This window comes from Microbulbifer variabilis (assembly GCF_056232115.1).
On the sequence record NZ_CP174325.1, the window covers coordinates 1,969,886 to 1,995,152 of the forward strand.

Here is a 25,267-nt window from a genome sequence, read left to right on the forward strand (position 1 = left end):
GTTCGCCTAGGAGACCCTTCTGCTCCACAGGGAACTGACATTATTAATCCATACTCGGCGCACCCAGTCGAGATAAATCCCATAAGGGCGCCCGAGAGCGCCGGCGATTAGCATAAACGTGATACTGGCAGTGGCGATTTCATCCCAGCTGGCGCCGCCGAGGCGCATATTGCACAGATACAGAGGAAACTGAAAGCTCAGAAATACGAAGGTGTCCACGAGGTAGGCATTGACCACACCGCCTCCGCCAAATCTGTTCACAATCCAGCTGCGATAAACACTGAAAGGACGTGCTATCAGAGTGTTGAATACCAGCGCCATCAGTCGCACTTTCAGGTGTTCACTCCAGCTCATACCGGCCAGGACCAGCTCAATGGGAATTGCCACAGCCCAGGAGAAGCTGTTCATTGCGAAGATATCCAGCAGAAAGTCCCAGCGGCGAGCATTGGGCGTTTCTGTGTCGGCGTCTGGGCTGGATGGAGTGATTGCGGGCGCGGACATGGAGCTGGAAACCTCGTAGACTTCTGACCGCCTGATACAGGGTGGCGGCAAGCCGGCGATTATATCTACAATTGGCATAAATGCTAGCCCCTACATCTCGACTGGTAAGACTTGTCGAGATAAACATCCTAAATTTTTTTAGAAAATTAATCTAATTATCTTATTGGCTCCTGGTGCCTCCTGGCTATAAGGGCTATTCAGCAGTTAATATGCAACTCTTTGCATAAGCTTAATCGGAGTTCCTATGTCCTTGCGCTATGCTGTCCTCACCTTGCTGGATATCGAGCCCGGCAGCGGTTATGACCTAAAGCGCCGTTTCGAGCGCAGCGTTTCGCACTTCTGGAGCGCCAGCCACCAGCAGATGTATCGGGAACTACACAAGTTACACGCTGAAGGTCTGTTGAATTGCGTGGAACAGCCCCAGGAGGGAAAGCCGGATAAGAAAGTCTACAGCCTCACTGATAAAGGCCGAATGGAACTGCGCGACTGGGTGACCCAGCCAGCGGCGCCGCAAAAGATCCGCGAGCCCTTCTTGGTGCGTATGTTTGCCGGCCACCACCTGAGCCAGGAAGAGCTACGCTCGGCACTGAATACGCAACTAAGGCTTCACCGGGGACTTCTGGATAACTACAGTGAGCAAAACGAGCGAGTACTAAATAGTGATATTGCCCTGCAAGAGCGCTACTGGCTCGCGCACCAGACCCTGTTGTTGGGTATTGAGGCGGAGAAGACCTGGATCACCTGGGCGGAAAAGTTGCTCGAAGAGCTGGATGAGAAGTGCGAAGAGGATGGCCAGGCAGTGAAATAAAAAAACCGGGCCCGGCCCGGTTTTTTCAGGTCTGAAGTAAGTCTAATCAGACCGCGATCTTTTCTACCACCAGACTGCCGATGGAATAGCCGGCGCCGAAGGAACAGATAATGCCGCGATCTCCAACCTGCAAGTCGTCACTGTGCAGGTTGAAGGCGATTACCGAACCGGCGCTTGCGGTATTGGCATAGCGGTCGAGTACTACTGGGGCGCGCTCGATGCTGGCTTCGTCTCCCATCAGTTTCTTGGCGATCAGGTTGTTCATATTGATATTGGCCTGATGTAGCCAGTAGCGGCTCACGCTTTGCGGATTGGTATCGGTTTCCTGCAGGTGCGCCTCAATATGGGCTGCAGCCATGGGGCAAACCTCCTTAAAAACCTTGCGACCGTTCTGGCGGAACAGTTTGCCAGGGCCGAAGGGATCAACATCCGCGGCGCGCGCTGCATATCCGAAGTTTGAGCGGATATTGTTGGAGTAGACGGTCTTGGCTTTGGTGCCGAGTATTTCCCAGGCACTATCTACAGAGCATGTCTCACGGCGCTCGATTACGCTGGCTACAGCCACGTCCCCGAAGATAAAGTGACTATCGCGGTCTGTGAAGTCCACTTGAGGGGAGGCCAGCTCCGCGTTAATCACCAGCACAGTGCGCGCGGCGCCGGAGCTGATCGCATCTACCGCTCGTTGTAAGGAGAAGGTTGCTGAGGAGCAGGCGACTTCCATATCAAAGGCAAAGCCGTCGATACCGAGAGCACCCTGGATTTCGATAGCAATAGCAGGGTAGGCACGCTGCATATAAGAGGCGCCGACGATTACCATATCCACATCGGAGGCTTTCTTACCGGCTTTTTCCAGCGCCAATTTGGCAGCATTCACGCCCATCTCGGCCTGTACACAGAGATCGTCGTCATTGCGCTCGGGGATAAATGGGCGCATGCGCTCTGGGTCGAGAATCCCCTCGCGGGTAACTACATAACGGCTTTTAATCCCTGAGGCTTTCTCGATAAATTCTGCAGAGGATTGGGGTTTGGCTTGCAGTTCCCCATCTTCAATTTGCTGCGCGTGCTTCAGGTTATACTGTGTAGCGTAGGTATTGTAAGCATCTACCAACTCTTCATTGCTGATAGATTCTGGTGGGGTCCATAGGCCTGTCCCGCTGATGACAATGCCCCGTGGCAATTTGTACTCACTCATCGCTGAATTCCTGGCCCGCACCAAAAATCGTGCGAGCAATTAGTCACTGAATAGAACCTTAGCAGCGCTGGCTGATGTGGGACTTTCGTGCCAGAACGGCAAGGCATAATATTGTGACGCTATTGTGACTACTGGTCTATCTGCGGTCGCGCCGATGAGTCATGGCGTTCTGGCCAAAATAAAGGCACTTACCTTGGTTGCGCCTGCTTCAAGCAGTTTCAGCGCTGCTGCTTCCAAAGTGGCGCCGGTGGTCAACACATCATCTACCAGGCCGATGTGTAGCCTCTCAACATTCTCATCGACAGAGAAGCTATGGAGTAAATTGCGCAGGCGCTGGTTACGGCGCAATTGAGATTGTGTCTGGGTGGCACCGAATTTTCGCAGTAATCGAGGGCGTACCGGTAGTTGCCACTGCTTTCCCAACTCAGCTGCTACCAACTGCGCCTGGTTATAGCCGCGCTGCCAATAACGACGCCAGTGAAGAGGGATGGGGACAAGCAGGTCTGGCCCTTGGTTGGCTGGTTTTAACGCTTGGGCGGCCAACTGGGCAAGGCTGTGACCCGCAGCCAGGTCGCCATGGTATTTGAAGCGTTGTATCAGTTGGTTTATCGGGTAAGCATAATGCCAGGCGGCGCGGACTCGGCTGTAGTGTGGTGGCTGCCTCAGGCAGGCGGGGCAAAGCTGGGAGGGCGGCAGCAGCGGCAAAGCACAGGTCTCGCAAGCGTTTTCCAGAAAGGGCAGATCCTCTATGCAAGCGGGGCAGATCCCATAATCGCCGGCCCGGTCACCACATAAAAGGCATTGGGCCAGGTTTCGGGTAATAAACAGTGGGGAGATAATCCTGTAAACCATAATCGGGTGATTGAGTTGACAGCGATACGGGCCTGGCTAAACTGGCCAGTCTGTTTGGTCGAGTCTGCCACTGCAATTAGTGATAGTCACCACGGCCCTGCGAATAAAAAAACAGTACGAATAACTCCAGCAACTAGAGAGAGTAAGCCCTGTGACTGCCGCCCAGCAATTACCCGCCGCTGAGATCCGCCACGATTGGACCCGCCAGCAGATTCTGGACCTCTTTGCCCTGCCGTTTAGCGACCTGATATTTACCGCCCAGCAGGTGCATAGGGTGCATTTTGATGCTAACCGGGTGCAGGTGAGCACGCTCTGCTCGATTAAGACTGGCGCCTGTCCGGAAGACTGCGCCTACTGCCCCCAGAGTGCTCGCTACGATACCGGGCTGGAGCGGGAAAAGCTGATGAAGGTGGAAAAGGTTTTGGAGGAGGCCAGGGCGGCCAAAGCCGGCGGCGCTACCCGTTTCTGCATGGGTGCTGCATGGCGCTCGCCCAAGAAAAAGGACATGCCCTACGTCACCCAGATGGTGCGTGAAGTTAAAGCGCTGGGTATGGAAACCTGTATGACCCTGGGTATGCTGAATGATGACCAGGCGCAGGAATTAGCGGATGCCGGGCTCGACTATTACAACCACAATCTGGACACCTCACCGGAGTATTATGGTGAGATTATCACCACCCGCACCTACCAGGACCGTCTTGAGACTCTGGGTAGGGTGCGCGAGGTCGGTATGAAGGTCTGCGCTGGTGGCATTGTCGGTATGGGTGAGGGGGACAAAGATCGCGCAGGGCTACTGATGCAGCTGGCCAACCTGCCTGAACACCCGGAGTCGGTGCCGATCAATATGTTGGTAAAAGTAGCGGGTACGCCGTTAGAGCAGGAAAAGGATCTGGACCCCTTCGAGTTTATCCGCTGTATTGCCGTGGCCCGAATTATGATGCCCAAGTCCCATGTGCGCCTGTCTGCCGGACGTGAGCAAATGAGCGATGAAATGCAGGCAATGGCTTTCCTCGCCGGTGCCAACTCCATCTTCTATGGGGAGAAGCTGCTGACCACCGCTAACCCTGAGGCCAACAAAGATATGCAGTTGTTCAACCGCTTGGGAATCCTGCCGGAGGAATACCAGCAATACGCTGACGAATCAGAAGTGGAAGCTGAGCTGACCGCCCAGATCAGCGAGCGACAAAACGATGCCTTTTTCTACGACGCGGCCAAATGACCCTGGATCAAACCCTGCGCCAGCGCCTAGATGAGCGGCGCAGGCGTAACCTCTACCGGGAAGTCAAGACTCTGGATTCGGTGCCGGGGCCCGAGGCCAGGGTTAATGGCCGAGAGCTGCTTACTTTCAGTAGCAACGACTACTTGGGGCTGGCAACCCATCCTGAGGTCATCCGCGCCCAGCAGGCCGGAGCTGAGCTGGGCGCTGGTACCACTGCCTCTCACCTGGTCAATGGGCACTTGCAAGTCCATCAACAGCTGCAATACAGTCTTGCTGAAGTCACCGGGCGCGAGGCTGCATTGGTATTCTCCAGTGGCTATATGGCTAATGTGGGCACGCTTTGTGCGTTACTGGGCCGTGCCGACAATATTATTTCCGACAAGCTCAACCACGCTTCACTGATCGATGGAGCACGCTTGTCTGGCGCTAACAGCTTGCGCTTTCCCCACAACGACCTTATTGGTCTGGATCGCCAATTACGGCGTGCTGCCAGTCGAGGTGGCAATATCCTGGTGGCGGTCGACGGTGTTTACAGTATGGATGGTGACCTGGCGCCGCTGGCAGAGATTGCTGATCTGTGTCGTGAGTATGGTGCCTGGTTGATGGTGGATGAGGCTCACGGATTTGGGGTAATGGGCAGCGAAAAATTTCCTTTCGCTGGCAGTTGTACTGCGGCGGGTCTTGACCAGTCCCAGGCACCAGTGATCATGGGCACCCTGGGCAAGGCCGCTGGTAATGCCGGAGCCTTTGTGGCTGGTTCTCGCGAGCTGATTGATTATCTGGTGCAATTTGCCCGTACGTACATCTACACCACTGGGATGCCTCCGGCGGTGGCCGCGGGCTGTGTTGCCGCTGTTGATTTGATGCGTAGACAGCCTGAGTTGACCAGGCGCCTGGAGTCTAACATTGCCCACTTTCGCCACTGCGCCAGGCAATTGAATTTACCTCTGGCTGACTCCCCCAGCGCAATTCAGCCGCTCCTGCTCGGCTGTGAAGAAACCGCTATTTCTATTTCTGAACAGTTGGAAAAACGCGGTTTTTTGGTGAGCGCTATTCGCCCTCCGACAGTGCCCGCGGGTACTGCCCGCCTGAGAATTACCTTGAGTGCTTCACATAACCATCACCAAATCGATGCGCTTCTCAATGCCTTGGCGGAGGTCCTCCGGGAAAACAAGGCGGTGCACTTGTGAGCCAGATAGAGAACCTGGTGTTCTTGCATGGTTGGGGCGGAGACAAGGGGCCCTGGCAGCCACTATTGGAGGCTGTGCATGAACAACTGGGGCTACCGCTGATTTGTATCGAGTTACCGGGGTTTGGTGAACGCAGGGAGCAGGCATGGCCAAGGCTAGAGGTGCTTCTACAACAGCTTTACCAAGCGCTACCGCAAAATTGTGTTTTGGTAGGGCACTCCCTTGGCGGCATGTTGGCTCTGCAGATTGCCGCCAGGCCAGGACAAGAGAAAATCCATGGAGTTGTCACCATCTCCGCCAATGCTTGCTTTGTAGAGAGGGACAATTGGCCCGGCATGCCCCGTCGCACTTTTGATAGGTTCCGTAGCGCTTTCGTGCAGGATCCCTATGCTACCTGGGAGCGCTTTTGCGCCCTGCAGTCCCATGGTGATAACGCCATGCGTGACCTGGTCAAGCAACTGAAAGCGCGCAAACCCAACATTAACCCCGGAGCCTGGGTTAAGGCCCTGGACTGCCTGGCAGAGCTGGATAATCGGGATCTTCTGCAGTCGCTGGAAATCCCCGCTCTCCACCTGTTTGGCAAGCGGGATGCCCTGGTGCCGCTGGCGGCCATAGAGGAAATCCAGGCCTATGGTGCGGCAGTAGAGGTGATGGAGGGCTGCGGCCACAAACCACAGTTGTCACAACCTCGCCAAGTGGCAGAGCGATTACGACACTTTGTCGAGAGTTTATCCCCCTCTAGTGCCCTAGCGTCAGAGCCCTTTGATAAATCTGCGGTGGCGCGCTCCTTCGGCCGTGCCGCCGCCAGCTATGACGATTGCGCACATATACAGAGAGCGGTGTGCCGTCAACTGATGAAAATGGCGGAACGCCACTGGGAACCTCGTATCATTGTTGATTTGGGCAGTGGCACCGGCTTTGGCAGTGAGTTGCTGCGCCAGCATTTTCCCAAGGCAAAAATTATCGCCCTGGATCTGGCAGAGGACATGTTGCGCTTTGCCCGCACAGAGAGGCCGCTGGCAGATGGCTATATCACTGCGGATGCGGAGCAACTGCCCCTGGCGGATGGTACTGTAGATCTGGTGTTCTCCAGTATGGCACTGCAATGGTGCTACCGATTGCCGCAGTTATTCGCCGAGTTGCGTCGGGTACTTTCTCCCGCTGGACAATGTCTGGTGGCGACATTGGGGCCGGGTACCCTGGCAGAATTGCGCGATAGCTGGGCTCTGGTAGACAGCGGTGTTCACGTTAATCGCTTCCTGCCACTGGCCAACTGGCGTGAGGCAGCGGCGCAATCGCAGCTTTGTGGTGAAGTACTCGACGAGCAACGCCTGTTGCATTTCGACAGTCTGCGCCAGCTGATGAAGGAATTGAAAGGTGTGGGAGCACATAATATCAACCGCGCGGCCAAGCGAGGCATGACTGGGCGAGCCCGGTTACAGCGGTTGGCCGAAGTCTATGAAGGTCTCCGGCAGCCAAAGGGGCTGCCGGTGAGTTACGAGGTGATTTATATGAAGCTGGCCCTGGGGGGTAATCAAGGGTAGATATCGATGGGGATGGGGGTTTTCACCAGAGCCCAAATTTCATCCATCTCCCGGTTGGAAGCTACGGCGATACAGCCATCGGTCCAGTTGTTACGGCGCAGGTGGTTTTCCATATAGGCCCATTCGGGTTTGATGCCGTGGATCATGATATCGCCACCGGGGCTGACCCCCATCCTGGCCGCCCGCGCTCGGTCCTGTTTATTCGGGTAGGACACGTGGATGGAGCGGTAGAAGCGGCTATTGGGGTTTTTCCAGTCCAGGGTGTAGCGTCCTTCTGGGGTTCGCTCGTCCCCTTGGCGGACTTTGTGTCCCCTGGGGTTATCGCCGAAGGAGACTGTGTAGCTTTTCACTACCCGGCCGTCGCGAATGAGCTGCATCAGCTTCTTCGACTTGTACACAACAACATGATCGACAGGGGTTACTTTTGCTGAGGCGAGCAGTGGCATCGCCAGCAATAGGGCAAGAGTCAGGTATCGCATGGTCTCTAAGCTGCTTGAATGTTTTCAGTTATTTCGAGATTTTCCGCGTCCCTGCAGAGCATTTTCCCCTTTTGGGGGAGTTATTTTGTTAGCGCTACCCCGTGCCTTTGTTATCAGTGCTCGGCTTGATTTGTTCAAAATCTGCGCTACATGGCTAAATTATCATCAAGTTGATGGCGTGAAAAGTCACCACAAGAAAAAAATTGAACTTTTTTGATTAGCGGAGGCGATGGCCTTGGGCAGAACCTATTTTGTGGCCGGTACCGATACCGAAGTGGGCAAGACCTTTGTCAGTACAGCCCTGCTTACAGCAGGCGCAAACGCGGGATTACAAACCGCTGCGGTGAAGCCGGTAGCGTCTGGCTGTGAGCGGACTGAAGATGGATTGCGTAATGAAGATGCCCTGCTATTGCGGGAGGCGATGACCCTGCAGCTGCCTTACCAGCAGGTGAACCCTTTTGCGCTAGAGCCTGCAATCGCACCTCATATTGCCGCTATTGAGGCGGGAAAGCAGTTGAGTGTGTCACGTATGGCGGGCGTTTGCCGTGGTGTGATGTCTGCCGGCGCCGACCTGGTGCTGATTGAGGGCGCTGGAGGCTGGCGTACCCCTCTGGGACCAAGGAGCTTCCTGTCCCAGTTGCCGAGGGAACTGAATATCCCTGTGGTACTGGTGGTGGGTATGCAGCTGGGTTGTATCAACCACGCTCTACTTACTGCCGAGGCTATCCGCCGTGATGGTCTGCCGTTGGCTGGCTGGGTGGCTAACTTTGTTCGTCCGGGCATGGAGCGAGCCGAGGAGAATCTGGCCACCCTTGAAGCTCTGATACCTGCATCATTACTCGGTGTACTGCCCCATAGCGAGGGGCGGGATTATCGTGAGGCAGCCGAAAACCTGGATATCCGCCCGTTGCTACCCGCCTGAAGAACCCACCGTAAAGGCCGTTCCATCCGGGACCCGAGAGGGCCCAAACCAGTTGACTTTGCCCGCCTTCGGCCCTAGATTCAAACAAGCGTTTGAAACACTTGAATGAGGATTGGGAGCATGGCCGACTACAAGGCGCCCCTGCGGGAGATGAACTTCCTGCTGCACGAAGTCTTTGCTGCAGAAAAACTCTGGACGGAACTGCCCGGACTTGCTGGGGTGGTAGATCGCGAGACCGCAGATGCGATTCTCGAAGAAATGGCCAAGCTGGCTTCCAATACCCTGGACCCTATCAATCGCAGCGGCGATGAGGAGGGGTGTCACTGGAATGAGGGGGTTGTAACCACCCCGGAGGGCTTCAAGGAAGCCTATGCGACTTTCTGCGAGGGCGGCTGGGGCGCACTGCTGGGTAACCCGGAGTATGGCGGTATGGGTATGCCGAAAATGTTGGGTGCTCAAGTCGAGGAAATGATCAATGCCTCCAATATTTCCTTTGCTCTCTACCCGGTATTGACCAACGGCGCCTGCCTGGCGATTGATGCCCATGCCAGCGAAGAGCTGAAACAGAAATATTTGCCCAAGATGTATGAGGGCACCTGGGCTGGCGCCATGGACCTGACCGAGCCCCATGCGGGCACCGACCTTGGGATTATCCGCACCAAGGCAGAGCCCCGCGAGGATGGCAGCTACAGCATAAACGGCAGCAAGATTTTTATTACCGGCGGCGACCAGGACCTGTCCGATAACATTATTCACCTGGTACTAGCCAAGCTGCCGGACGCACCCCAGGGCCCCAAAGGCATCTCCCTTTTCCTGGTGCCGAAATACAAAGTGAACGAAGACGGCAGTGTTGGCGAGAGCAATAACGTGAATTGCGGCTCTATTGAGCACAAGATGGGCATCAAAGCCTCCGCCACCTGTGCGATGAATTTCGATGGAGCCCAGGGCTGGCTGGTGGGCGAAGAGAACAAGGGTCTCGCCGCCATGTTTACCATGATGAATTACGAGCGCCTGGGTGTAGGTATCCAGGGCCTCGGCGCTTCCGATCGCTCCTACCAGAATGCCCGGGAATACGCTCGCGACCGTATTCAGAGCCGCTCTCCGGCCGGTGCCCAGCAGCCAGAGAAAGCAGCCGATCCGATTATCGTACACCCTGACGTGCGCCGGATGCTGCTCACCCAGAAAGCTCTGGTTGGTGGTGGCCGCGCCCTGTCCACTTATGTGGCCCAGTGGTTGGATATTTCCAAGTTTGGTGAGGGTGAAGAGAAGAAGAATGCCGAATCCATGGTGGCATTACTGACCCCGGTGGCCAAGGCCTTTACCACCGATATGGGCCTGGACTGCACCGTAATCGGTCAGCAGGTATTCGGCGGCCACGGATATATTCGTGAGTGGGGTCAGGAGCAGCTGGTGCGCGATGTGCGCATCACCCAGATTTACGAAGGTACCAACGGTATCCAGGCCCTGGATCTGGTGGGCCGTAAAACTGTCGCCAGCGGTGGTGCCCTGTTTGAGCTGTTTGCCGCGGATGTACAGAAATTTATCGACAGCCAGGTGGATCGAGAGGCGATGGCGGAGTTCGTGCAGCCGTTGGCAATCGAGCTGCAGCGCCTGCGCGAGGCCACCGAGAAGATGATTGCGGCTACCCAAGAAGATCCCCACGCGCCTGGTGCGGCATCTGTAGAATACCTGCATCTATTCGGTTATGTGGCCTACGCCTTTATGTGGGCCAAGGTGGTTGCAGTAGCACTGGACCAGCAGGAGGCAGATAGCTTCTACAAAGGTCAGGTGAAAACTGCGCGATTCTATTTTGCGCGTTTGCTGCCGCGCACCCAAGCACTGGCTGCAAGTGTAAATGCCGGCAGCGCGACCCTTATGGATCTGGAGGACGAGCTGTTCTAAGGGGTCTGGAGAGAGTCCCAAAAAGCCCCGCATCGCGGGGCTTTTTTATTTTGGTTGTTTAGGTTTCAAAGCTTGTCACGGCTTGGCTTCAGCAGTCAAAGTCAGTCCGTTAAATGCTTCGTAGCCATGCAGGGCGATATACCATGTACCGGCAGAGGGGTTATTGAAAGAGCAGCTCTCAGTGTTATATCCGTTGGTGTTTCCTACCCACTCGTAAGGTACGCAATTCTTAGTATCATTCACTACGCTCCCCCTGGTCGGGCTGCTTCCGTAACTAACATAAAGGTCGACTTCACCGTTATCGTTGAATATCTCAATATCCAGGGAGGACATGCCTGGCTCTACCTCAATCTGGTATGTCAGCCAACTGCCAGACGCACCTGCAACATTAGTTTCCACAAGACTGGTGCCGTTGCCGGTATTGCCATTTCCGGTAATAGACGCTACCGCAGCCGCAGCATCGACGATGCCTGCACCACAGCCAGTACATGAAGATGGGAAGCTACGGGTAGTGTTACTGAGTACGGATTCAACTTCATCTGGAGTCAGGTTCGGGTCTACCGAGTAAAGTAAAGCGGCTACGCCGGCAACATGTGGCGCGGCCATGCTGGTGCCTTGGCTGTAGTAGTAGGCATCACTTCCGGGGCTTCTGGTACCGCTATTGTCTGTCGAGAGGATGCCATTGGAATCATTGGCGAAGCTCTGTGCGCCCCCAGGAGCGGCCATATCGACTGCATTGCCGTAATTGGAATAGTAAGCGCGGCCGCCATCGCGATCTGTTGCGGCAACGGTGATAACGCCATCACAGCTCGCCGGGGTGTATCTACTTGCGTAATCATCGTCATTACCGGCGGCCACGACAACGGTTGCGCCGAGACTGCGTGCGGTATTAATAGCCGTTTGGTAGGCCGAGCCACAGGCACCCTCACCACCGAGGCTCAGATTGAGAACCTGTGCCGGGTTGGCATTAGTCGGTACACCGGAAACACTGCCCCCTGCAGCCCAAACGATGGCATCTGCGATATCTGAAGTCAGACCGCCACAGCGGCCGAGTACTCGAACTGGGACCACCTTGGCTTTGTAAGCGACGCCGGCCACTCCCATATTATTGTTAGTAGTGGCTGCGATAGTGCCGGCAACGTGGGTACCGTGCCAGCTGCTGTCGCTTTCGTAATTTCTGGGGTCATCACTCTGGCAGGCATTGTCTGTGTGCCAGTCACCTGGGTCAGTGGCATCGCCATCACGTCCATCGCCATCGACTGAGACAAACGTATTGGAAATCATATCGTAGCCAGGTAGCAGGTTGTCGACCAGGTCGTGATGGGGGCGATAGCCGGTATCAAGGACGGCTACTACAGCGCCCTCACCCTGTGTGACATCCCAGGCTGAGGGCAGATTGAGGCCACCTGTGGATTCCCGGTAGTGCCATTGATTCCAATAACTGGGATCATTCGGAGTTGCCATTGGACGCATCAATAAATCTGGTTCTGCGTACTCGACATTGGGGTCCTGCTTTAGCCGCTCAACTATTTTTTTCAGTTCCGCCTTGCTTTTGCGGCCCTCTAGGCGCATAACTTGGGCTCCTGAAGCCATACGGCGCTTGTGGCGTAACTTGTGGCCGGCTCGCTGAGAGGCCTTATCAATAGTGTCTTGTGCGAGCTTGGCACCATGACCAATTTTTGAGTTTTTCTTGTACTTGATGATGATGCCGTCAGTCAGGCCGGTCTCATTCGCATGAGCCGCGAAAGGGGTAGCACACGCAAGCGAAACTGCCGTTGCGATTGCTGTTTTTTGCATCAGGGCTTTTATTGATGAGCGCATTATTATTGTTTTCTCCACAACTTTTGGAATTATCCGCACTGGCTACTTTGTCAGTACGTTTTTCATTGTTGGCTCCAGATGCGCTCGCTAGCCTAATAAGTTTGACTGATCCCTGAGCGGGCGGCCTTAGCCTCAAGGCTCTGTGCATGTAAGACACAGAGTCCAGGAATTTCATTCTTCAATAAATACTCACCTGGGCATATTTTGTAACGAATTCATAACGTTAGCCTTCAGGCTTTAATTGAATTTTTCTTATAAAATTATCTAATAAAGTTATTACTTGTTTGCCGGTTGAGGGTAACTTGGGCCCACTTCCCTTCGCTTGGGAAACCTGGGTATAGGGAGTGGCCCTGATATCAGTCTCCCGGGAATTTCGCTGTTTCATAATATTAAGCAATAGGAGATGGCGTTTTTTGTGGAGTCACTTTTCGCTTTCTCCTACACTCGGGACAAAACAATAACGAGCGAAAGAGCCAATGTCCGATACCCCCCAAAAGAAACTGTCCGCAGAAGACCAGGCCCGGGTCGATCAGTACCTGCAAAGTGGTGTGAATCAGGTGGAGCGAAAGCCCTTCAGGCCCTGGTTATTGCTGCTGGTGGTTGTGGTTGTACTAACTCTCTTGTCACTGCTCAGTGTGTTTATCGCACAGACCAAAGGCGTGGTTTGAGGGGCTGGATATGACGACTGAAAAAATATTCCAGCCTTTGAATTTTACCCACCTTGACGATGATGAGATGCGCCGTCGTGCCGGTGAGTTCTTCCGACTGATGCGCCGGCGCCGCTCGGTGCGGGACTTCTCTGCAAGGCCCGTACCTCGTGAAGTTATCGAGGATGCCGTGCGCGCTGCGGGCAGTGCTCCCAGCGGGGCTAATATGCAGCCTTGGCATTTTGTCGTAGTTGAAAGTGCGGAGGTCAAACGCCGCATTCGCCAGGCAGCAGAGGAGGAAGAGCGTGAGTTTTACCAGCGGCGGGCCTCTGAAGAGTGGCTCAATGCCTTGGAACCACTGGGTACGGATGCGCACAAACCTTTCCTGGAAACCGCCCCTTACCTGATCGCAATTTTCCTGAAGAAATTTTCCAGTGCGGAAAATGGTGAGCGATTAAAAAATTATTACACTGCAGAATCAGTGGGTATTGCTACTGGCATGTTGATTGCCGCTTTGCATAATGCCGGTGTGGCGACCCTTACCCACACCCCCAGCCCGATGAAATTTCTCAATGAAATTCTCGGTCGCCCGGTTGAGGAAAAGCCCTATATGATTTTGGTGGCCGGGCTGCCGGCGGAGGGCGCCCAGGTGCCGGCGATTGCCAGAAAATCCCTGGATGAAATCTCTGATTTTATTTGAGTTATGGCTAAAGCAAGCGTAGGGCTCAGTAAAAAATAGGTACACTGGCAGAATTTGAGCTTGGGGTCCTATGCCAAAAATACTGATCGTTGAAGATGAAGGCGCTATTGCCGATACCCTGGTCTATGCCCTGCAGACCGAGGGGTTTACCACTCGCTGGGTGGGGGTGGCCGGCGAGGCGCTGGTACTGCTTGAGAATGAGCCTTTCGACCTGGTGATCCTGGATGTGGGACTGCCGGATATCAGTGGCTTCGAAGCCTGTAAGCAGTTGCGTCGTTTCTCCGAAGTGCCGGTGATATTCCTCACTGCCCGCAATGCAGAAATAGACCGGGTAGTGGGGCTCGAGATCGGTGCTGATGACTATGTGGTGAAACCTTTCAGTCCGCGCGAAGTGGTGGCGCGGGTTAAGGCCATCCTTAAACGCATGACATCGGGCCCTGATAAGTCACAAAAAACAGAGCTGAAAGGGCCTTTCCGCATAGAGCAGGGGAGTTACCAGATTCATTTCCGCGAGCAGTTATTACCTCTGACGCTCAATGAATATCGCCTGCTGGAAACCCTGTTAACCCAGCCGGGACGAGTGTTTTCCCGTGCACAATTACTCGATGCACTGGGGGTGGCACTGGAGGCGGGTTATGAGCGTAATATCGATAGTCACATCAAAGGGCTGAGAGCCAAATTGCGAATGATTGCACCTGATGCCAAGCCAATACAGACCCACCGGGGCTTGGGGTATAGCTGCTGCCTGGAATCCTAAAATGTCATTGGGCATTCGTATTTTCGCTGTCTATTTCCTGTTTGTTGGCTTGGCCAGCTGGTTTGTATTGAATACGGTGATGGAGGAGATCCGTCCCGGGGTACGCCAATCCACCGAGGAAACCCTGGTAGATACTGCCAACTTGCTGGCGGAAATCCTGCGTGATGATGTCAGGAGCGGTAATCTGGCTCAGAGCCAACTACCTGAGTTGCTGGAAGCTTATGGTCGGCGTCAGCCACAGGCAAATATCTGGGGACTGACCAAGAGCCAGGTGAATCACCGAATTTATGTCACCGATGCTTTCGGCCGAGTTTTATTGGATTCCAGCGGTCGGGCGGTCGGCCAGGACTATTCTCGTTGGAATGATGTCTACCTAACCCTGCGTGGCGATTACGGTGCGCGCTCTACGCGCGAAGATCCTGACAACCCGGATTCCTCGGTGATGTATGTGGCGGCGCCCATACTCGACCGGGAAGAAATTATCGGTGTGGTCTCCGTGGCCAAGCCCAATCAAACCCTACAGCCTTATATTGATCGGTCGCAACGGCGTTTGATGTGGCTGGGGGTGGGATTGGTCGTACTGGGATTATTGGTCGGCGCCCTGTTGTCCTGGTGGCTGGGCCGCTCACTGGGAAAACTGACCCAGTATGCCCAGGCTGTGAGTGCGGGGCAACGAGTCGAGCCACCGAAAATGTCTGATGGTGAGCTGGGGCAGCTGGCACTGGCCCTGGAACAGATGCGCTCTGAGTTAGAAGGCAAGAATTATGTTGAGCGCTATGTGCATACTCTGACCCACGAATTGAAAAGTCCGCTGGCGGCCATTCGCGGTGCTGCTGAACTGCTCGATAGTGAGATGCCCGCGGATCAGCGCCGGCGTTTCATAAGCAATATTCAACAGGAGACCTCTCGTTTACAGCAGTTGAGCGAACGATTGTTGCACTTGGCCCAGGTAGAGCAGCGTCAGGGGCTGGAGGAGAGGGAGGCCATTCCACTGGCACACTTGGTGGAAGAGCTGTTGCAGGCCCGACAGGCGCGTATTACCGCTGGCGGTTTTAGTATGGAGTGGGCAGTGGAAGATACTCTGAGATTGTATGGCGAGCGTTTCTTATTGAACCAGGCCCTGGCCAATTTGCTCGACAACGCATTGGATTTCACTCCACAAGGTGGCCTGCTTCGCATTGGCGCCGGGCGGTGTGAGGGATGGATAGAAATCTGCCTATACAACCAGGCTGAAGCTATTCCCGAGTATGCCCTGGCGCGCCTGACGGAGCGTTTCTACTCACTGCCTCGTCCCAGTGGTGGACGTAAAAGTACTGGTCTGGGACTCAACTTTGTAAAGGAAGTGGCCGAACTGCACGGTGGTGAATTGACTATCGCCAATGTGGAGAGGGGTGTTGAGGTGCGCCTGACTTTGCCAGCTGATTAAGTTGAAGGCCAAAGTTCACATAATCTCCACAAAATCTCCTTTTAGACCCCATCGGCATCCCACCCGGGCCGCTCAGACTCAGCAGATCGAAATTCGACACTGAGGTCTGAACCATGAACCGAACCCTGGCATTTAAATTGGGCGCGATCGCCTTTTTGGTGTTATTGCTGTTGATACCGCTGACTATGATTGGCGGTTTGATCGATGAGCGGCAGCGATACCAGGGAGAAGTACTTCGGGATATTGCCCGAAGTTCCAGTTACAGCCAGAAAATCGTTGGGCCTATTCTGATAATGCCATATACCAGAACAGTGCAGCACCTGAAGATAAACGACCAAACTGGCGAACGTTATCAGGAGCAGCGTGAAACCAGTGGGCGGCTGTATTTTCTGCCGGAGCGATTTATTTTTGATGCCGAACTGGGCACCGAGCGCCGCGCTCGGGGTATTTATGAGGCGCTTCTTTACCATAGTGATAGCAAGGTGAGTGGGGTGTTTCGGTTGCCACAGAAGTTGGGTTTGGGTGAAAAACTGGATCAATATCGCTTTGATGCACCCTTCCTCTCCGTTGGTATCAGTGATATTCGAGGTATTCGTAAAGACCTGAAATTGCGTTTGAATAACGAAAGTCTGGAGTTCGCGCCCGGCAGTGGTACCTCTATGCTTGGCGCGGGTGTTCATGCGCAACTGCCCATGATAAATCCAGAGGGTGGTCAGGACCTGGAATTTGCCTTTGATCTGAACTTGCAGGGTACCGAGCATTTGCAGTTGGTGCCGGTAGGTCGCGATAGCCGGGTGATGCTGGCTGCTGACTGGCCCCACCCCAGCTTTATCGGCGAGTACCTACCGAGTCGCCGAGAGATCACCGATCGCGGTTTCACTGCCGAGTGGCAGACCAGTTTCTTTGCGACCAACCTGGAAGAGGTGTTGCAGCAGTGTGGGAAAGATAGCGAGTGTGCAAATTTACTCGGGCGCAGCTTTGGCGTCAGCTTTCTTGACCCTGTGGATCAGTACCTGAAGACTGATCGGGCGATTAAATATGCACTGCTATTCCTCACTTTGACCTTTGCCACTTTCTTCCTGTTTGAAGTACTCAAGCGACTGTCCGTGCATCCGGTGCAATACGCACTGGTGGGTTTGGCGCTGGCGTTGTTTTACCTATTGTTGTTATCGCTGTCGGAGCATATTGCTTTTGCCAAGGCCTATGCAGTTTCTGCAGCAGCCTGTGTCGGCCTGATTGGTTTCTATACCAGTTCTGTGTTGCGAAGCTGGCGTCGGGGTTTGGGTTTTGCCGCTCTGCTGGCAGCGCTTTACGGACTCCTGTATGGATTGCTCAGTGCTGAGGATTACGCCCTGCTGATGGGGTCACTGCTGGTATTCGCGGTACTTAGCTGCACTATGGTGTTGACCAGAAAACTTGACTGGTACAGCGTGGGACGTTCCCCTCACGAAGATAACTAAATTACCCGCAGCGGCGCCAAAGGCGTCGCTATGCCGTCAGCTTAGTCCGAGTTCGAGAATAGTGTCCCACTCACTTGCTTTTACAGGCTGTATCGACAAGCGCCCCTGCTTAACCAGTACCATCCCCTCAAGTTCAGGGATCTTCTTGATTTCGGCCAGTGGAACAGGTCGTGCAAACTCACTGCGCCAGGTTACATCGACACAGTACCAGCGAGGATCGCTGTGGCTGGCCTTGGGATCGAAGTATTTGCTCTCAGGGTCGAATTGGGCCGGGTCTGGATAGGCGGCCCTTACCACTTCGGCGGTACCCACCACCGCTGGCACCTTGCAGGCACTGTGATAGAACAATACTCCATCGCCCACTGAGACCTGATCGCGCAGGAAGTTGCGCGCCTGAAAGTTGCGGATTCCATCCCAGCGTCCGCTGCCAGTGTTTTCGGCGGCGAGGTCCTGCAGGCTGTATTCGTCCGGTTCGGATTTGAATAACCAGTATGACATGCGGCAGTTTGTCCCTGTGCTGCGCCGGTTGGTGTTTCGCCGGCGATCGACCCCATTTAGTATGAAGCCATACAAAAGTGTCAAATCGACACCATATTTTGATGTCTTCAGCGGGAGATTATGGGAAATAAAGCATTTCAGTGGCTTTCACAGCGCCTTTCGAGCCATAAGTCCCAATACTGGGCCCTGCAGCTCAGCGGTTGGGCCGGCTACACCCTAATGACTTTTATCAGTAGTTTTTTCTGGGTAAAAGACCACTGGGTCCATTCGGGCTATATCGCCATGGCCACCACTGCCGGGATTTTGCTGAGCGGTTCCATGCGCTATGGCTTCCAGCGCCTGTGGAACAAGCCCCCGGCAACCCGTTTCCTGGGGTCACTGCTCTTGGTAGTGCTGGTAGCCGCGCTCTGGGCAGCCATCAAGTTCGGAGGTTTTTTGTGGTTGTACGGTAAAGTGAGCGATGAAAACCCGGTTTGGCAAGCCACCTACTGGTTTTCCTATTCATTTATGATTCTCACCACCTGGGCGGCACTGTATTACGGCATTAAGTATTATCAAACCTCGCAGACCCAGCAGGCGAAGGCCCTGCGTGCTGAATCTATGGCGCACCAAGCCCAGCTGAAAATGTTGCGCTACCAGTTAAATCCCCACTTCCTGTTTAACACTCTCAATGCCATTTCCACACTGATCCTGGATAACGATGGGCGCACCGCCAACAATATGGTAATGCGTTTGTCACAGTTCCTGCGCCACTCCCTGGACAACGACCCCATGCAAAAGGTCACCCTGGCCAAGGAGGTGGAGGCACTGATGCTCTACCTGGATATTGAGAAAGTGCGCTTTGCCGATCGTCTCGGTGTGCGCCTGGATTTACAGGGAGAGTCGCCTCAGGCGCTGGTGCCCAGCCTGTTGCTGCAGCCTCTGGTGGAAAATGCGATTAAATACGGCATTTCCCAGTTGGAGTGGGGCGGGGAAATCGGTATCAAAGCGCGGGTCTTTGCTGGAGAGCTTCTGTTGGAAGTCACAGACAATGGTCCAGGCATGTCGGAAAAGGAGTTGCGCCTGATTGGCAAGGGCTATGGTGTTGGCATTCGCAATACCTGCGAGCGCCTGCGCGCATTGTATGGCGAGGATCAGAGAGTGCGTTTCCGCAATCGCCCGGAGGGCGGCCTGTCGGTAAACATTCGCATTCCCTATGAACAGGAATAACGAGATGAGTGCAGTTGAAAACCTGACCGCAATTATTGTCGATGACGAACCCCTGGCCCGCCGTGGCCTGCGGCTGCGCTTGGAGCAGATGCCTGGTGTAAAAGTGGTCGCGGAGAGTGGTAATGGCCGAGATGCCCTGGAAAAAATTCTCGAATTCGGGCCCGATGTGGCTTTTGTGGATATCCAGATGCCGGGCATCAATGGGCTGCAGCTTGTGCAACAGATTCCTTTAGAGAAGTTGCCGCAAGTGGTGTTTGTCACTGCTTACGATCAGTACGCTGTAGAGGCGTTTGAAGTTAATGCAGTGGACTATGTATTAAAGCCCATTGAAGAGGAGCGTTTAGCGTTGGCGCTGGCGCGCGCTCGCGAGAAAATGTCCACTGCAGATATTGCCATCCAGCGTGAGCAATTGCTGGAGGCTGTGGCGGATTTAACCAAGGAGTCTCCGGAGGCCTTAGAGCAAAAGCTGGTGAGTGGCCAGTTTGCCGGTAGTGCCTATCCAGACAAAATTGCAGTTAAGGATTCGGGGAAAATCACCCTGGTCCCAGCGCGAGAGATTGACTGGATTGATGCTGCCGGGGATTACATGTGTGTACACGCTCAGGGTGAAACCCATGTCATGCGTATCACCATGAAAGAATTGGAGCAACAGCTGGACCCTAAACTATTTCAGCGTATCCACCGCTCCACAATTGTGAATTTGAGCCGCGTGCGCGAAATTAGGGCGCATATAAATGGGGAATACCATTTGGTTTTGGATAATGGTGAGTGCCTGAAAATGAGCCGCAGCTACAAGAGCAAAGTGCAGCACTTCCTTTAACTTTCCTGTGGGCCACATCATTGGAAAATATCGGATGTGGCCTGATCGATAATTCCCGGCACTTGATCGCAAGTCTCTTGTTTGCCGTTTTTATTGCATTAGCCTTCACACTGGTTGGTCCGGCAAGCTTTTTCCGGATGAATTACGCGGCATAGGACAGTGCAGCAATAGTGTGAGCCCAAAAGCATGAAGTCTGTGTAAAAAGCTGCATGGTTTTTTCGGAAATCAGTAAACAGGGGCGGGAAGCTCCGTCTTATTCTGTATTTATAACTAAAAAACAAGGGCCTATGGAATGGCGCTGACGAGAGCCGCTTTGAAAAACCCCGCCGCAGCCGGCGTGGCTGTGGTATTGGCTGTATTACTGGGAGCTTTTCTTGCCAGTCGCCTGCCGGTACAGCTTTTCCCCGATATAGAAAACCCCCGTATTGCCATCCAAGCTGGCTGGCGTGCCGCCGCGCCGAAAGAGGTGGAGGCGGAAATAGTCGAGCCTATCGAATCGGTACTGCAGGGCCTCACTGGCCTGGAAACCATGGAGGTGAATGCAGGTCGAGGCGGCGCCTGGGTGAACCTGGAATTCACCATGGGCACCGATATGGATAAGGTGCTGATCGATGTGATCAGTCGTATGAGCAGCCTGCCGCCACTGCCGCGGGATGCGGAGCCGCCGAGGGTTATGCTTGGAGGATGGGGCGGCGATGCCACCGCTCTCACCTATTTCTTTTTGCAAAAACTGCCTGGTAACGCCAATCACCTCGATGACTATGCAGGTCTGATTGAGGATGTACTGCGGCCGGAGCTGGAGTCTGTACCGGGTGTTTCCAGTGTGGAAGCTCAGTCCGGTCGCGCCGCACAGGAGGAGCTGCAAGTCATTTTTGACCCCTGGAAAGCGGCTGAGCTGGGCATTCAGTTGCCGGCGATCAGCCGTCAGCTGGCCTCGGCGCGGGACGTCTCTGGTGGATTTACCGATGTGGGGCGTCGCCGCTACACATTGCGTTTTGTCGGTGAATATGAGCCGGCCGATTTATCTGAGCTGGTGCTGGAGTGGCGCGATGGCCAACCGGTGCGACTCGGCGATATTGCCGAGGTGCGGGTTGGACCGTCTGAGTCCCGTGGGGTTACAACGCAGAACGGCAATCCTGCGGTATCTATGCGCATTAACCGCACCAACGACGCAAATATGCTTGCCACCCTGGAGCTGGTAAAGCGGAAAGTTGCGGAGCTGAACGAAACCAAACTGAAAAACGAACAGCTGGTGCTGGTGCAGTCCTTCGATGCCTCGGTGTTTGTTTACCGCGCCCTGAATTTGCTCGGCGGCAATCTGATACTGGGCATACTGCTGGCGGTAGGGGTGCTTTGGTGGTTCTTGCGGCGTATGCGTGCCACCCTGATTGTTGCGGCGGCGATCCCTATTTCCCTGCTCTCGACCTTTGTAGTGCTGTCCGCTGCCGGACGCAGTGTGAATGTCATCTCCCTCGCCGGCCTCGCCTTTGCCACAGGTATGGTGCTCGATGCCGCGATTGTGGTGCTGGAAAATATTGTGCGTCTACGGGAAAAAGGCCTCGGCCCCGAGGAGTCATCAGAGCAGGGAGCCGGGCAGGTTTGGGGAGCACTGTTGGCGAGCACAGCAACAACTGTGGCGATCTTCCTGCCGGTATTTTTCCTCAATAGTGTCGAAGGGCAGGTATTTGGGGACTTGGCTCTGACTATTGCCGTGGCAGTGGTGTTTTCCCTACTGGCCGCTGTGGCAATAGTGCCACTGGCGGCGAAGCTTTGGCTGCCCCCTATTTCCAGCGAGGATCGCCTGGCGCGCGTTTGGGGAAAAATCACTTCCCAGGTAATGGCACTAACCAGCACACGCGCTCGTCGCTGGCAGGTCATAGGTGGCTTCCTGTTGGTACCTGTTGCCGCGACATATTTTCTTTTACCAAACCTCGATTATTTACCCCCGGTAAAAAGGGATGCGGTGGATGTGTGGATGAATTTCCCTTCGTCCACCAACACCAAAACAATCGAAAAGGAAATCGTCAATGAGCTGGACCGGCGCATGGCACCCTATATGAGTGGTGAGCGGGAGCCGGCCCTGAAGAACTATTACATTATTTCCTGGCCCAATGGCGGCACCATGGGTGTGCGCGTTAAGGATATGGACCAGGCCAAGGAGATGGAGCGGCTGCTGCGTGAGGAAATCCTGGTGGATATTCCCGATTTTCAGGGATTTGCTGCCCGCGGCAATCTGTTTGGCCAATTCGGTGGAGATCGCCGGATAGCTTTGCACTTACAGTCGCGCGATGCCGATGGCCTGATGCGTGCCGCCGCCCGTGGTGTGGAAGTCATGGAAGAGGTGATGCCGGGCACACCGGTGCAGACCAATCCGGGGCTTTCTTTATCGGAACCTGAGCTAACTGTGCGCCCGAACGACCGTGCAATGCTGGAGCAGGGCTGGAACCGCCAGGATATGGGCAGCTTGATTCGCACCCTGGGTAATGGTCTCTACGTGGGCGAATATTTTGACGGGGAAAAACGTCTGGATGTGATTTTCAAGGCACAGCCCTGGAGCACCCCGGAGCAGTTGCAGAATACCCCGCTGGTCACGCCCCGCGGTGAGGTAGTGCCGCTCAACCAGCTTGCCAATGTTGAGCGCACTGTGGGTCCGGGCAACCTGCGCAGGGTGGATGGTCGCCGCACTATTACATTGAATATTGTGCCGCCCGATGATGTGTCCCTGGAGGAAGTTCGCGCGCAGCTGGAGGCGGAAGTGCTGCCACAAATCCGCGAGGCTCTGCCGGATGATGGCAGTATTCTGGTGGGTGGTAATGCCAGTGATCTGGATAAGGCCCTGGTATCCCTGTCACAGAATTTTGTTTTGGCGTTGTTGATTCTATTCCTGTTGATGAGTGCCTTATTCCGCTCTTTGCGTGATGCTGGGCTGGTTTTGCTCACCGTGCCACTTGCCACGGTGGGTGGAGTGTTGGCTCTACAATTCCTGAATTTAATTGGCTTCCAGCCTCTCGATCTTCTCACCATGATTGGCTTCGTTATTTTGCTGGGCCTGGTAGTGAACAATGCCATTCTGTTAGTGCACCAGACCCGTGCTGCGGAAGATGCCGGCGCTAGCCGGGTAGAGGCAGTAGAGCAGGCATTGCGCCTGCGTCTGCGCCCGATCTTTATGAGTACCCTGACCAGTGTGTTTGGTATGTTACCCCTGCTGGTCGCGCCGGGTGAGGGCAGTGTGATCTATCGCGGGCTGGCTGCGGTGATCGTCGGCGGCATGGCAGTCAGTACCCTATTTACCTTGATATTGTTGCCGGCGCTGCTGCAGACCGGGCGTGTGCCACTACCGCAATTTACCCGCCTGCGCCAAAGATTGGCTGTGAGGAGTTCCCAATGAGAAAGTTTTTAGTCGGGGCCGCCTTGTCCCTGCTCATCGCCGAGCCGGTTTTGGCTCAGGGCGGGGCAGTGGCAGTCACTGTCGATAGGGCGCAAACCCGTGAAGTGGTGCCGAGCCAATGGTCTGCCGGGGAGGTGGTGAGTCGTCGCGATATCCTGATTTCCTCTGAATTGGATGGCGTGCTGGAATTTGTCGCCGAGCCGGGCAGCCTGGTGAAAAAAGGCCAGCGCCTGGCACAGTTGGATGCCACGCACTGGCGCCTTCAATTACGTAACAGCGAGAGCCGGATAGCGCAATTACAGGCACGCCTCACTTATATGGATGCCCAGCTGCAGCGGTTGAGCAAGCTGGCGGAAACCAATAGTACTTCGCGCTCGGCGCTGGAGGAACAGCACGCCGAACGCGAGGCAATGGCCCAGGATCTGCTGGCTGCGCAAATTGAAAGAGACAGGCGAGCTTACGAACTCTCCAAAACCAAAATTGATGCGCCTTTTGATACTTTGGTGGCGAGCCGTGAATTACAGGCAGGGGAGTATGTGCGCACAGGTTCCGAGTTATTGCGCGCCCTGGATATGTCGCAACTCGAAGTGGAAGCGGATATCCCGCTAGCCGCTCTGCCGTTGATCGCTGCTGGCGATACCATAGCCGTGCGCAGTGATGTGGTATCTCGCTCTGAAGGAGAGCGCACCAGCGACCAGGTTTTCACTGGCCAGGTGCGCCAGTTTGTACCCGTGGCCAGTGATAATTCGCGGCGGGTGAAGCTGATGGTGAAGTTACCGCAGAGCGCACCACAACAGTGGGACTGGATTGTAGGAATGCCGGTCCAGGTCGCTGTGCCCCTGGCCGAAGCCCGCGCGACTATGGTGGTGCCGCGGGACGCTCTGGTTCTGCGTAATGGTGACACCTTTGTATTCCGCGTGGGCGATGAGGATAAAGCGGAGCGCTTGTCGGTCCGTATTGGTAGCGGTGATGGAGAGTGGATAGCCGTTTATGGTGACCTCGATAGTGGTGACCGGGTGATTGTTCGCGGTGCTGAGCGCCTGCAGCCGGGGCAGGAAGTGAAGATACTCTCAGAGGTGGTACGTGATGAGGATGGTACCAGTATTGAGGGGGATAGCTGACCAGTTTTACGGTCACAGTTTTATTTAAATAAATTGGGGAACAGTGTTCTCTGACAATACACTTCTGCGACACTTAATTGCTCGTCGAGGTGTCTCATGCGTTTCCTGTTTGCGCTGCTGTTAATGACTATTACCTCAGCACCCCTAGCGGAAACGCAGGCGGAGCGCCTGCCGGATGGGGCGCGCCTTGTTGAAGCCAATGATGAGATTTATTTCTACGTGGGTGGATACTTCTATCGCCAGGGGCCGGATGGGTATACCCGAGTGGAACCGCCTCTGGGAGCTAGGGTGCCGGAAGTACCTACGGGTACTTCATTTTTCCTAAATGGAAAGGACTACCGGCGGGCGGGCAATGGCACCTTTTTTGAGTTTGACCCGCAGGACAACCAATTTGTCGTAGTCACACCGCCAGCTAACTGGCGCAATTACAATCGCAATCCCCTCGCACGCCAGGTGGAAATCTATCAGCGAGCCTACCCACCCAAGTATGAATCTCCCCGGCGTGTTAGTCAGCTGCGCAGTTTGCGCAGTTCGGATCGTAACATCGGCCGCAGGGAACTGTTTTGTAAGGCCAGGGCCGCCAATCTTGTGAGAAGTGTGCACCAGCCCGGCAGGGTGTCAGTGATCAGCTCGCGCGCCTATCGCAGGCAGTACCTCAATTGTATGCGTAAGTATGGTCGTAGACGTTATTGATACCACTTTGAGCCGTCTGTCCCTGGAGTCTGGTCGCTCTCGACTACACTGAAATATATGCCCTCGAGGGGGCATATTTTCTTCCTCGCGATTGTTTCTCCACGGACAGATGTAATCT

General features: G+C 54.8%; 22 protein-coding genes. 16 read left to right on the forward strand and 6 right to left on the reverse strand.

Going from position 1 to position 25,267, the window contains the following annotated elements; all coding sequences use genetic code 11:
• Positions 1-6: 6 nt before the first annotated feature.
• Positions 7-579, reverse strand: a complete 573-nt coding sequence (gene alaE / locus ACJJI7_RS08545; RefSeq protein ID WP_282951815.1) for an L-alanine exporter AlaE — start codon at positions 577-579, stop codon at positions 7-9.
• 166 nt (positions 580-745) lie between these two features.
• Here alaE and ACJJI7_RS08550 point away from each other — a divergent pair, with 166 nt between their 5' ends.
• Positions 746-1,309 carry a PadR family transcriptional regulator gene (locus tag ACJJI7_RS08550; RefSeq protein WP_020411572.1) on the forward strand — a complete coding sequence of 188 codons (564 nt, stop codon included), beginning with the start codon at positions 746-748 and terminating at the stop codon, positions 1,307-1,309.
• Positions 1,310-1,355: 46 nt separating this feature from the next.
• Here ACJJI7_RS08550 and ACJJI7_RS08555 read toward each other — a convergent pair whose 3' ends face one another.
• Together ACJJI7_RS08555 and ACJJI7_RS08560 are read right to left on the reverse strand one after the other, a co-directional pair.
• Positions 1,356-2,501, reverse strand: coding sequence for a beta-ketoacyl-ACP synthase III (locus ACJJI7_RS08555; protein ID WP_282951814.1), 1,146 nt, complete (start codon positions 2,499-2,501; stop codon positions 1,356-1,358).
• Positions 2,502-2,660: 159 nt separating this feature from the next.
• Positions 2,661-3,353 carry a ComF family protein gene (locus ACJJI7_RS08560; protein WP_282951813.1) on the reverse strand — a complete coding sequence of 231 codons (693 nt, stop codon included), beginning with the start codon at positions 3,351-3,353 and terminating at the stop codon, positions 2,661-2,663.
• Positions 3,354-3,504: 151 nt separating this feature from the next.
• Here ACJJI7_RS08560 and bioB point away from each other — a divergent pair, with 151 nt between their 5' ends.
• From bioB to bioC, 3 genes are read left to right on the forward strand one after another with little or no spacing between them, the layout of a single operon-like run.
• Positions 3,505-4,572, forward strand: a complete 1,068-nt coding sequence (gene bioB / locus ACJJI7_RS08565; RefSeq protein ID WP_444902312.1) for a biotin synthase BioB — start codon at positions 3,505-3,507, stop codon at positions 4,570-4,572.
• Positions 4,569-5,762 (forward strand): 8-amino-7-oxononanoate synthase, encoded by a 1,194-nt coding sequence (bioF, locus tag ACJJI7_RS08570; protein ID WP_353377091.1) that lies wholly within the window; start codon positions 4,569-4,571, stop codon positions 5,760-5,762. The genes bioB and bioF overlap by 4 nt, the downstream gene beginning before the upstream one ends.
• Positions 5,759-7,306, forward strand: coding sequence for a malonyl-ACP O-methyltransferase BioC (gene bioC / locus ACJJI7_RS08575; RefSeq protein WP_444902311.1), 1,548 nt, complete (start codon positions 5,759-5,761; stop codon positions 7,304-7,306). The genes bioF and bioC overlap by 4 nt, the downstream gene beginning before the upstream one ends.
• Here bioC and ACJJI7_RS08580 read toward each other — a convergent pair.
• Positions 7,297-7,785 (reverse strand): L,D-transpeptidase family protein, encoded by a 489-nt coding sequence (locus tag ACJJI7_RS08580; protein ID WP_020411566.1) that lies wholly within the window; start codon positions 7,783-7,785, stop codon positions 7,297-7,299. The genes bioC and ACJJI7_RS08580 overlap by 10 nt on opposite strands.
• A gap of 229 nt (positions 7,786-8,014) precedes the next feature.
• Between ACJJI7_RS08580 and bioD the strand changes: the two genes are divergently transcribed.
• Both bioD and ACJJI7_RS08590 read left to right on the forward strand, forming a co-directional pair.
• Complete coding sequence (gene bioD, locus ACJJI7_RS08585; RefSeq protein ID WP_020411564.1) at positions 8,015-8,707, forward strand: dethiobiotin synthase; 693 nt, start codon at positions 8,015-8,017, stop codon at positions 8,705-8,707.
• Positions 8,708-8,827: 120 nt separating this feature from the next.
• A complete protein-coding gene (locus ACJJI7_RS08590) occupies positions 8,828-10,609 on the forward strand; it encodes an acyl-CoA dehydrogenase C-terminal domain-containing protein (RefSeq protein ID WP_282951809.1) in 1,782 nt (593 codons plus the stop codon).
• Positions 10,610-10,684: 75 nt separating this feature from the next.
• On the opposite strand, the gene ACJJI7_RS08595 is transcribed toward ACJJI7_RS08590, so the two are convergent.
• On the reverse strand, positions 10,685-12,430 hold the full coding sequence (locus ACJJI7_RS08595; protein ID WP_282951808.1) for a S8 family peptidase: 1,746 nt from the start codon (positions 12,428-12,430) through the stop codon (positions 10,685-10,687).
• A 476-nt stretch (positions 12,431-12,906) separates the two neighbouring features.
• On the opposite strand from ACJJI7_RS08595, the gene ACJJI7_RS08600 reads away from it, so the two are divergent.
• The 5 genes from ACJJI7_RS08600 to creD all read left to right on the forward strand — a co-directional run bounded on the left by ACJJI7_RS08600 (position 12,907) and on the right by creD (position 17,420).
• Positions 12,907-13,098, forward strand: a complete 192-nt coding sequence (locus ACJJI7_RS08600) for a DUF3094 family protein (protein ID WP_020411561.1) — start codon at positions 12,907-12,909, stop codon at positions 13,096-13,098.
• A 10-nt stretch (positions 13,099-13,108) separates the two neighbouring features.
• Complete coding sequence (locus tag ACJJI7_RS08605) at positions 13,109-13,777, forward strand: nitroreductase family protein (protein ID WP_444902310.1); 669 nt, start codon at positions 13,109-13,111, stop codon at positions 13,775-13,777.
• A 70-nt stretch (positions 13,778-13,847) separates the two neighbouring features.
• Positions 13,848-14,534, forward strand: coding sequence for a two-component system response regulator CreB (gene creB / locus ACJJI7_RS08610; RefSeq protein WP_444902309.1), 687 nt, complete (start codon positions 13,848-13,850; stop codon positions 14,532-14,534).
• A 1-nt stretch (position 14,535) separates the two neighbouring features.
• A complete protein-coding gene (creC, locus tag ACJJI7_RS08615; protein WP_444902308.1) occupies positions 14,536-15,960 on the forward strand; it encodes a two-component system sensor histidine kinase CreC in 1,425 nt (474 codons plus the stop codon).
• Between the two features lie 113 nt (positions 15,961-16,073).
• Positions 16,074-17,420 carry a cell envelope integrity protein CreD gene (gene creD / locus ACJJI7_RS08620; protein ID WP_020411557.1) on the forward strand — a complete coding sequence of 449 codons (1,347 nt, stop codon included), beginning with the start codon at positions 16,074-16,076 and terminating at the stop codon, positions 17,418-17,420.
• A 36-nt stretch (positions 17,421-17,456) separates the two neighbouring features.
• Here creD and ACJJI7_RS08625 read toward each other — a convergent pair whose 3' ends face one another.
• On the reverse strand, positions 17,457-17,918 hold the full coding sequence (locus ACJJI7_RS08625) for an EVE domain-containing protein (RefSeq protein WP_282951802.1): 462 nt from the start codon (positions 17,916-17,918) through the stop codon (positions 17,457-17,459).
• Between the two features lie 120 nt (positions 17,919-18,038).
• Between ACJJI7_RS08625 and ACJJI7_RS08630 the strand changes: the two genes are divergently transcribed.
• From ACJJI7_RS08630 to ACJJI7_RS08650, 5 genes are all read left to right on the forward strand, one after another.
• The gene (locus tag ACJJI7_RS08630) at positions 18,039-19,127 is read left to right on the forward strand and encodes a sensor histidine kinase (RefSeq protein ID WP_020411555.1); all 1,089 of its coding nucleotides are present in this window, start codon (positions 18,039-18,041) and stop codon (positions 19,125-19,127) included.
• A gap of 4 nt (positions 19,128-19,131) precedes the next feature.
• A complete protein-coding gene (locus tag ACJJI7_RS08635) occupies positions 19,132-19,947 on the forward strand; it encodes a LytR/AlgR family response regulator transcription factor (protein WP_020411554.1) in 816 nt (271 codons plus the stop codon).
• Between the two features lie 292 nt (positions 19,948-20,239).
• Positions 20,240-23,335: an efflux RND transporter permease subunit gene (locus ACJJI7_RS08640; protein ID WP_282951801.1), complete on the forward strand. Its 3,096-nt coding sequence runs from the start codon at positions 20,240-20,242 to the stop codon at positions 23,333-23,335.
• Positions 23,332-24,456, forward strand: a complete 1,125-nt coding sequence (locus ACJJI7_RS08645) for an efflux RND transporter periplasmic adaptor subunit (protein WP_444902307.1) — start codon at positions 23,332-23,334, stop codon at positions 24,454-24,456. The genes ACJJI7_RS08640 and ACJJI7_RS08645 overlap by 4 nt, the downstream gene beginning before the upstream one ends.
• A 96-nt stretch (positions 24,457-24,552) precedes the next feature.
• Positions 24,553-25,149 (forward strand): DUF6515 family protein, encoded by a 597-nt coding sequence (locus tag ACJJI7_RS08650; RefSeq protein ID WP_020411551.1) that lies wholly within the window; start codon positions 24,553-24,555, stop codon positions 25,147-25,149.
• Positions 25,150-25,267 lie beyond the last annotated feature (118 nt).